This is a genomic window from Aminobacter sp. P4_H6_2, from assembly GCF_056400805.1.
This window is the reverse complement of sequence record NZ_JBFUKO010000212.1, coordinates 1-8,149: the sequence shown is the minus strand read 5'-3', so window position 1 is coordinate 8,149 and position 8,149 is coordinate 1. Positions and strand designations below refer to the sequence as shown.

Below are 8,149 nucleotides of genomic sequence, written 5' to 3'. Positions count from 1 at the left end.
GCCTCGCCACGCGCTTCGTTCAAAACAGCCATTCGCATTCGGTGCAAAAAGGCACGCTGCGCGGCATGCATTTCCAGATTGCGCCGCACGCCGAGGTGAAGCTGGTTTCCTGCATCCAGGGGGCTATCTACGATGTCATCATCGACATGCGACCCACCTCGTCCACCCACTTCAAATGGGTAGGCTACGAGCTGACGCCCGCAAACCGGCGGCAGGTCTATGTTCCGGCCGGGTTCGCCCACGGCTTTCAGACGCTGAGCGACGATGCGGTGGTGTCCTACATGATTTCCGAGTTCTATATGCCGCTGGCTTCGGTGGGCGTCAGATATGACGACCCAGCCTTTGGCATCCAATGGCCKTCAGCTCCTACCGCGATGTCCGAGAGGGATTGCAACTGGCCACTGCTGACAGGGCGTCTATATGGCTAGACTTCAGCCAGAAGGCCGTGAACGCGCAGCAACTCAGCGGCGCCCGCTATTTCCTTGAACGACAATCCTGACCGCTCAGCCATGCCGAGCAACGACTGCTGGCCGTCGGCAAGGTTCAGCACCCAAAGCAGGCTCATCGAACTCAGCCCGGTCGACTTGTCGCCGCCAAGTGCCGCGTAAAGGCCTCGGCGCCCGAGCTGGGGCTCTCCCTTCGGATTCAGACTGACCGGCGTCCAGTCACCTTCGACGATCTCTATGACGTCCATGATGATGCGCCAGGATTCCGCCAGATGGGCGGGCTTGATGAAGTCGAGATTGTCGGCCGAGGTGTGATATTCGGGGAATGTGCCAAAGGCACTGCGCTGGAACAAGCCTACGGGCAGGTTGAAGCCGGGAGAGCAGAACTGCCGCTCGTCATAACCGTAAGGTGAAAAGTCGAGCAGCGTTGCCTTCTCGTGGCGATGGCCGAGCACATGCGCCATGGCCCGATCAATGAAGGCGTTGCCACGGCGGCTGCGCTTGTAGGTTGGGCCGCCGCCGTCACCGACGCAGGACACGACCAGGCCATGGTCGATGTGCTGCGTCACGTCCTCGTTGCGCGACAGCCAGGCAAGCGAACCGATAGTGCCCGGCGCAAACAGGRACCGGTAGCTGTAGCGCGTCTTGCGCGAGCGAAGCTGGCTAGCGAGGCAGGCAAGCAGTGCCAGGCCGGAACAATTGTCGTTGGCGAGCGACGGATGGCATATATGGGCGGACAGCAGGAATTCCCGGTCACTTTCTCCACGATGCAGATATTCGCCATAGGTGAGGCTGCCGTCTTTGAACTCGGTATCGATCTCCACCTGGTAGTCTCCGTCGGGCAGTTCGACCAGACGGTTGTGGGGCATGCAAAACCCCCAGTTCTCGGCATAGTAGGAGGTGCGGTAGGGGATCAGCTCTGGCTGGTCGGGAAGCGTATGGACGTGACGCTTCAGCTCCTCCAGCGAGACCGTTCCGCGAAACGGCATGCTGTAGTTCAACACGTGCAGGTTGTGATCGGCGAAGTCGACGATGGTGGCGCCATCCATGCCCTTGATCGTCGCGCTGCGAATGTTCCATTCCCTAGGGATGGTCCAGTCGAACGCCTGCGTGCCGGTCGCGACCTCGTGCACGTCAAGCGGCACGGTTTCATCCAGGATCGCCAGGGTTTCACGCACGCCRTCTCCGGTAATGCTTCGGCAAAACGGATAGAGCCTTTCGGCCAGCGCGTAGATTGCCTCGCCAACCTTGTCGGTGGGCAAGCCGGAGACGGCGGAACTGGAATGTTCCATGGTTGGACGGACCTACTCGGCTGCTATCGACCCGGCCGGCGTTTTCGCGGCGGTCAGCAGCCGCATATTGTTGTCGATCAGCCCGTTGGCGATGAGGTGCTTGATGTGGCCGATGCGCTGGAAACGCGGGCCCTCGAACTCTTCGAGTGTCAAATGAGCGCTAGAGTAGGCGGCAAAGAGCTGCTCAGCTCCCGCTCGCGCGTCCCACTGCGGCTTGAAGGCCGGCAGCACACGGGCGATCTTTTCGAAGCTGACCTGGTAGGAACGCTTGTCCGGCCCGGCGTCTGCCGCGAACTCCAGTCGGCAACCGGGCACCACTTCGGCGACAATCGCTGCGATGTCGCGGATGCGGTAATTGTGCCTGGTCTGGCCGACATTGAACGCTTCGTTGTGGACGATCTCGCGCGGGGCTTCGAGGCCTGCGATGAAGGCGCGGGAAATATCCTCGATATGCACGATCKGCCGCCACGGGCTGCCGTCGGATTTGAGCAGGATGACGCCCTCGGTGACCGCCCAGGCGACCAGATTGTTGAGCACGATGTCGAAGCGTAGCCGCGGCGAGAGTCCGTAGGCTGTCGCTGGACGGAAGTAGGTCGGCGAGAAGCTGGCGTCCGCCAGTTTGGAAATATCGCGCTCCGACATGACCTTCGACCAGCCATAAGGCGTTACCGGATTGAGCTCGCCGGTTTCATCGACAAGGCCATCGCCAGCCAAGCCGTAATTGCTGCATGACGAGGCATAGAGAAAGCGGCTGACGCCGGCGGCCTTGGCCGCGTGCGCGAACCTAACGCTGGCCCTGTGGTTGATGTCGTAGGTCAGGTCGGGATCGAGATTGCCCAGCGGATCGTTTGAAAGTGCCGCGAGGTGGATGACCGCATCAAAGTCCTCGAGATCGTCGGCTTCGACGTCACGAATATMCTTGGCGATCGACGGCACGGGGGCAGGGGTGCCACCTGGGGCATAAGTGCAGCGCTGGTAAAGATCGCTGTCATAGCCGGTGACGGTGTGGCCTGCCTCAAGCAGCATCGGCACCATGACCGAGCCGATGTAGCCTTGATGGCCTGTTACCAGAACTTTCATCACGTCCCTCGTCTTTGTTGTCGAAAATGCTTGCGCCAATGCACCGGCCCAGGCGTTGGTTACGCCAGGCGGGCAATGACGCGGTTGAGATCGTTTTCCTGCGGCTGGTTGAAGGCCCTGAACACCTGCTGCGAGGGCCGCCCAACAAGATGCCTTTCGACGCCGTCTTCCATGGCCCGGGCGTAGACCGCCAAAGCGCCATCCATTGCCTCAATGGTCTCGGCGATTGCCGCATCATCATGCATGTAGCCGAGCACCAGCGATGGCATGAGTACGCCGCGCTTGATCGTCTCTTGCAGAAACAGCGAGCGAAACGCCTGCGATGGCTGCCTTTGCTGGTCGAGCGTCTGGTAGGCAAGGCAGCTCGGACGGCCGACGGCCTTGACGAAATCGCTCAGGCCATACCGCTTCGCGGCTTGCTCGAAGCCGTCCCTGAGTATCCGGCCCTGCCGGTACAGGTGCTCGATCACCGGTTCATTTTGGTAGATCCTCAGCGTCGCGATTGCCGCGGCAAGCGCGTGCGTTTCAGCACCGTGCGTGGTCGACAGCAGGAAGACGCGCGGACGGTCGGTGTGGTCCAGCCCACCGAGGCGCATATATTCGCGTTTTCCCGCGAGTGCCGAGACTGAGAACCCGTTTGCCATGGCCTTGCCGAAACATGACAGGTCAGGCTCGATGCCATATTCGGCCTGCGCGCCACCAGCATTCCAGCGGAAGCCGGTGATCATCTCGTCAAGGATGAGCAGCGCGCCGTTTTCGCGGCAAAGCCGGTGGACCTCGTGCAGGTAGTTGCTCTGTGGCTCTTCCGTGCGGGCAGCTTCGAGTATGACCGCCGCGATCTTGCCCTTGTTGTTCGCGAACAATCGCTTGACGCTTGCGACGTCGTTGTAGCGGAAGGTGACAGTGAGCTGCCGCACGGCTTTCGGTATGCCGGCATTCATCGGGGTTGTGCCGATGAACCAGTCGTCAGTCGAAAAGAACGGTTGGTCGGCGCAGCAGGCGACCAGATCGCGGCCGGTGTAGGCGCGCGCCAGGCGGACGGCGCCAGAGGTTGCGTCCGATCCGTCCTTGCAGAATTTCACCATTTCGGCTGCTGGAAAGAGATCGAGGAATGCTTCTGCGCATTCAACCTCGATCCGTGCGGGGCGGGTATAATTACTACCGTCGCGCAACGCTCTTTCGACGGCGTGCAGCACGGTAGGATAGGCGTGGCCAAGCCCTACCGCGCGGTTGCCCATGCCGTATTCAATGTACTTGTTGCCGTCGACATCCCAGACATGGCAGCCGGAGCCGCGTTCAATGAAGCCGGGTGCCAGGAGCGGATACTGGTCGTCGCCCTTGGCATAGGTGTGGCTGCCGCCCGGTATCAGCTGGTGGGCGCGTTGCCGCAGCCTGCCTGATTTTTCGAAGCGTCGGAAATGCTCGGTCATAACGGCCATCCGGTTGCATGCGTCGATGCCTGGAAGTGTACATTTTCGCCAGCAGACCGAGCGTTCCCAATAAGACGACCGCTTATCGTCCATTGGGGGTAGGCTGCTCAGACGGGTATGAGGGGCGCAGCCACATGGCCACGCCAATCGTGGACTGGCATGGGCAATCGCAGCCAAAAGGCAGCGCTGTCGATCCGCGTTCTAAGAAAAGCCGCCCGCAAGGCTGTCGTGCCTTGCGGGGCGATCATGTCGGCTGCTCGCCGAGAGCTATACGTCGCCGGGAAACAGGTCGTTGAGCTTGTAGGCAACTTCGGTACGGTTGGTCGCCTTCAGCTTTTTCATGATGTTGCGAATATGCACCTTCACCGTGCTTTCGCGCAGCTTGAGTTCATAGGCGATGATCTTGTTGGCTTTGCCGCGGCGCAACGCCTGAACCACTTCGACCTGGCGAAGTGTGAACATTCCGGCTAGCGGACGCGCCTCCTGGCCGCTCGAGTCGATAAGGTGGCGGATGGCAAGCAGGCTGCTTGCAGGGACGAAGATCCCCCCCGCAATCGCAAGGCCGATCGCTTCCACGCAGATGTCGACCCCGACGGTGGTCGGGATGTAGCCGCGCGCGCCGCACTCCAGCGCTTTCATGATCTGCTTGAGCTCGTCGTTGTCGGCCAGAATAACGACCGGAACCGACTTGAATTCGGCGGTGAGCCGCGAAATCCCAGCGGCGACATCGGCGTCTGTTATTCTCTTCCCGCCAAGATTGAGAAGGATAGCTGCCAGCGAAGGATGTAGATCCTTTTGCTTTCGCCACTCTTCGATCGACGCCAGCGCGGAAACTTCCAAGCCAAGGTCATGATAGACCAAGGCCCTGGCGAGACATTCGCGATCAAGCGCTCTGTTGTCGATGATAAGAAGACGATCGAGGGGATGTTGATCGACATCAACTAATGGCCGCGAAACGTCCGCATTGCTTCTAGCAGTGGGTAAAGTTGAACTCTTCCCATGCTCTCCGTAATAGGATTCCATAGAAGTACCCGCCCTTTCCGTACAATGATCGCAATTGTTAGCGATCTGCACACCCCATTTGAAACTGCTTCCACTACGCCTTTCATTTCTGGTGTAACTTCAGGCGCTTACATTTACGCATCGCGCCTTTTGATTGCTCACTTTCACCCATATGAGCGAGCAATGTGTTACGATAACTCAACTAATTCTTTTTTCATTAACATAGGTTAATATAACCTAAGGTGGTGTTGCCTCATCCAATTGACGCATTTGCGTGTGCCCGGCGGCGAGGCTCGGCAACCTGGTTCGCTTGAATGGTGGAGCCTTCAAAGGGCAGTAGGTCGCAGCGTCGACAGCGGTCGCCGTGTGGTGGTTTTCTGCGGCGCGGCAGGCCAGTTGTATTGCAGGTAGGCGCTGTCGAAACTGGCCAACTTGGACAGCTTGGCGCGATTGAGGAACTCGACGGCGCCTGCCCGGAACGAAACCAGTTCTCTTTCGCGCAACTCACGCAACGTCCGATTGACATGAATCTGCGTCAGTCCGAGTACATCGGCCAGGTCGTGTTGCGTCAGAGGGCAATCGTAACCATGGTCTCCTGCGCCAAGCCTTATGCCCAATTCAAGGAGGTAGTGAGCTGTCCGTTCCAGGGCGCTGCGCCGGCAGACGCTGGTCAATCGTTCGACAGCGATCGCATGCTGGCGTGCGGCGATCCGCGCAAACAGCGACCCCAGCGTCGCGTTCTGGTCGAGTGCTCTCCTGAACGCTTGTCCCGGAATCTCAAACAACTCAACTTCGGAGACGCAAACAACGGAATTGATGCCTCCGCCATCAAATGAAGGGAAGCCAAGGATGTCACCTTTGAGCGGAGTGTCGATGATCTGCCGGCTGCCGTTGGAAAGGTGGCGGGAAACGCAAGGCCAACCGGAAGCGACGATGAAAATCCGTGTATTGGCGTCCCCCTGACGGCTAACAACGGCGCCTGCAGGGTATGTTTTCGGAGTCGCTTCCAGGAAATCCGCTTTCCTGTCTTCTGTATTGATTGTCACCCCTATTGGAGGCGACTGTATGAAATTGAGTAGCGTATGGTCAAACATCGTAGTTGCTATGAATGTATGACATGGATGCTGATGTTCTCCGACGTCTATAAGCGTCGCGACTTGAGTCCCCAAAGTTCACAGCATGCTTGTGGCGTATTTGGCATCTGTCCCGCAAATTGACCTTTTAGATGCTTAGTGCCCAGAGGCGCATCTGATATCATACGCTAGAAGATGTCCATGGGTCTTATGGATGGCCCCCCGTCTACCTCCAATGCGCAATTGACCGTCTAGGCCCACAAGCTGGAAACTCACCTGGCCTGCGTGGCGACACACAACAACAACACGCGGTCTGCTCGTGGTCTTGCACGCGACAGGATAGGGGAGCCGTTAACCCAGCCCCACCGCCCAGCGGCTCTCCTATCGTCGCCTTTGCGCATGGCAGTTGCCAGCAGCAAGGCGCGACAAGCCACTTCACTCAGCCATCATGAGTATCGCCGAGCCCGGGCAGGTCAGAGCTGCAAAGAGAACGCCGCTATGCGGTGCCCTGCGGCCTGGCGCGCCGCAAGTCGAAGCCTGAATTGTCCGCATTGCCGTCGAAGGCTGCAATCAGGCGCCGCGCGGCAATGCTCGCAATGTGCGTGCGCGGCAGCTTGGCTTCTATCCGGCGAGCGGATTCATAAACTTCCAAAAGAATTGCGTATTGCTTGGGGSCCAGCACATCGTGATCGACCAAGTCGCACATGTGTTATCCTCCTTACGCGGGGGCACCACGCATCCGCCCGGCGCCACGATGCCCCTTGAACCACAACGCTAGCAGATCGTTGCACAATATGTAAGCAACGTGGAGGTGTAACCGCTCGGCGCGGTCGCAACGCCATCGCCTTTGTCCTTTTTACATGGGCTGCGGTGCTTGCGCGCTTTGTTGGGAGCCGTCGTGATTACGCCGCAGCAATATCCCGCGTAAGTCAGAGGAAGTAGGTGAACCTCCTTACGCTAGATGTCGGTAGTTCTTTCGGCGGTCTTTATGGCGGCAGTGTCAGGGACGGCGTGTAATCCTGGCTTTGTGCGCATTCGCAAACTGCGACGGTATCCCAAAATTCGGGCGTAGGCAGACCAATTTCCGCCCAGTGGCCGCTCGATGAGCTGATGTGTGAGGAAGCCGACAAAAACCGCAGCAACGATCGTAAGCGGAGCCATCAGCGCCCTTGCGAATGTACTCAGGTCGAAACGATCGACGCTGGCAATGACGACTGCCACAAAGAGATAGTGGGACAGGTAGATCGAATAACTGGCATCGCCCGCACGGCGCATCAATTTTGTGCCCAACCTCACACCGGATCGGTCGAGCCCCGCCGCTGCAGYCACCAMAAGTGCGGATGGAATGCCGAACCTGAGAACGGTGTCGGTCGGCGGCAAAACCGGGCCATCGCCAAAGGTCGTGAATGCACCGCCCAGCAAAAACCAACATGTTCCCAACACCAGCAAGATCCAGCACAGCGCAGGGGGAACCCGTCTCGCGGATACCAAAAAAAAGGCGATCGCCATGCCAAAGGCGAAGTTGAGTATGATCGGCCTTGTATAAAAGAAGGCTGCCACGCCTTGATTGGCCGGGCTGTCGATCAACACCCCTGCAATCGCTAGGCCCACGAGGATCGCAGCGACTGCGTAAAACCTGATCCTTTTCCCCAGGAGCAGCGAAAAGGCGAAAATGAAATAGAAGAATATTTCGAAATTGAGGGTCCACCCCAGATAATATGTCGGATAAATTCTGCCGTCCGTCTTTTCAAAAGGAATGAAAAATAACGACTTCAGAAGATGATGTATTTCGGGTAATGTGCTGTTAAAAGCGCTCGGCACAAGGA

Annotated in this window: 8 protein-coding genes; 1 reads left to right on the top strand and 7 read right to left on the bottom strand. The window is 58.6% G+C overall.

Annotated features, from left to right (window positions below):
- A partial coding sequence (locus AC1DUU_RS16115; protein ID WP_476784417.1) for a dTDP-4-dehydrorhamnose 3,5-epimerase family protein occupies positions 1 to 428 on the top strand: 428 nt, incomplete at its 5' end.
- Here the strand turns inward: AC1DUU_RS16115 and AC1DUU_RS16110 are convergent.
- The 7 genes from AC1DUU_RS16110 to AC1DUU_RS16080 form a co-directional block, all read right to left on the bottom strand.
- The gene (locus AC1DUU_RS16110; protein ID WP_476784416.1) at positions 425 to 1,738 is read right to left on the bottom strand and encodes a DUF4910 domain-containing protein; all 1,314 of its coding nucleotides are present in this window, start codon (positions 1,736 to 1,738) and stop codon (positions 425 to 427) included. The genes AC1DUU_RS16115 and AC1DUU_RS16110 overlap by 4 nt on opposite strands.
- A 12-nt stretch (positions 1,739 to 1,750) precedes the next feature.
- Positions 1,751 to 2,818 (bottom strand): NAD-dependent epimerase/dehydratase family protein, encoded by a 1,068-nt coding sequence (locus AC1DUU_RS16105; RefSeq protein WP_476784415.1) that lies wholly within the window; start codon positions 2,816 to 2,818, stop codon positions 1,751 to 1,753.
- Positions 2,819 to 2,877: 59 nt separating this feature from the next.
- A complete protein-coding gene (locus AC1DUU_RS16100) occupies positions 2,878 to 4,248 on the bottom strand; it encodes a glutamate-1-semialdehyde 2,1-aminomutase (protein WP_476784414.1) in 1,371 nt (456 codons plus the stop codon).
- 267 nt (positions 4,249 to 4,515) lie between these two features.
- Entirely contained in the window at positions 4,516 to 5,271 is a 756-nt protein-coding gene (locus AC1DUU_RS16095) for a response regulator transcription factor (RefSeq protein ID WP_476784413.1), read from the bottom strand.
- A 305-nt stretch (positions 5,272 to 5,576) separates the two neighbouring features.
- The gene (locus AC1DUU_RS16090; protein ID WP_476784412.1) at positions 5,577 to 6,344 is read right to left on the bottom strand and encodes a Crp/Fnr family transcriptional regulator; all 768 of its coding nucleotides are present in this window, start codon (positions 6,342 to 6,344) and stop codon (positions 5,577 to 5,579) included.
- 475 nt (positions 6,345 to 6,819) lie between these two features.
- A complete protein-coding gene (locus AC1DUU_RS16085) occupies positions 6,820 to 7,029 on the bottom strand; it encodes a hypothetical protein (protein WP_476784411.1) in 210 nt (69 codons plus the stop codon).
- Between the two features lie 251 nt (positions 7,030 to 7,280).
- On the bottom strand, positions 7,281 to 8,149 hold an 869-nt coding region (locus AC1DUU_RS16080), incomplete at its 5' end, for an acyltransferase family protein (RefSeq protein ID WP_476784410.1).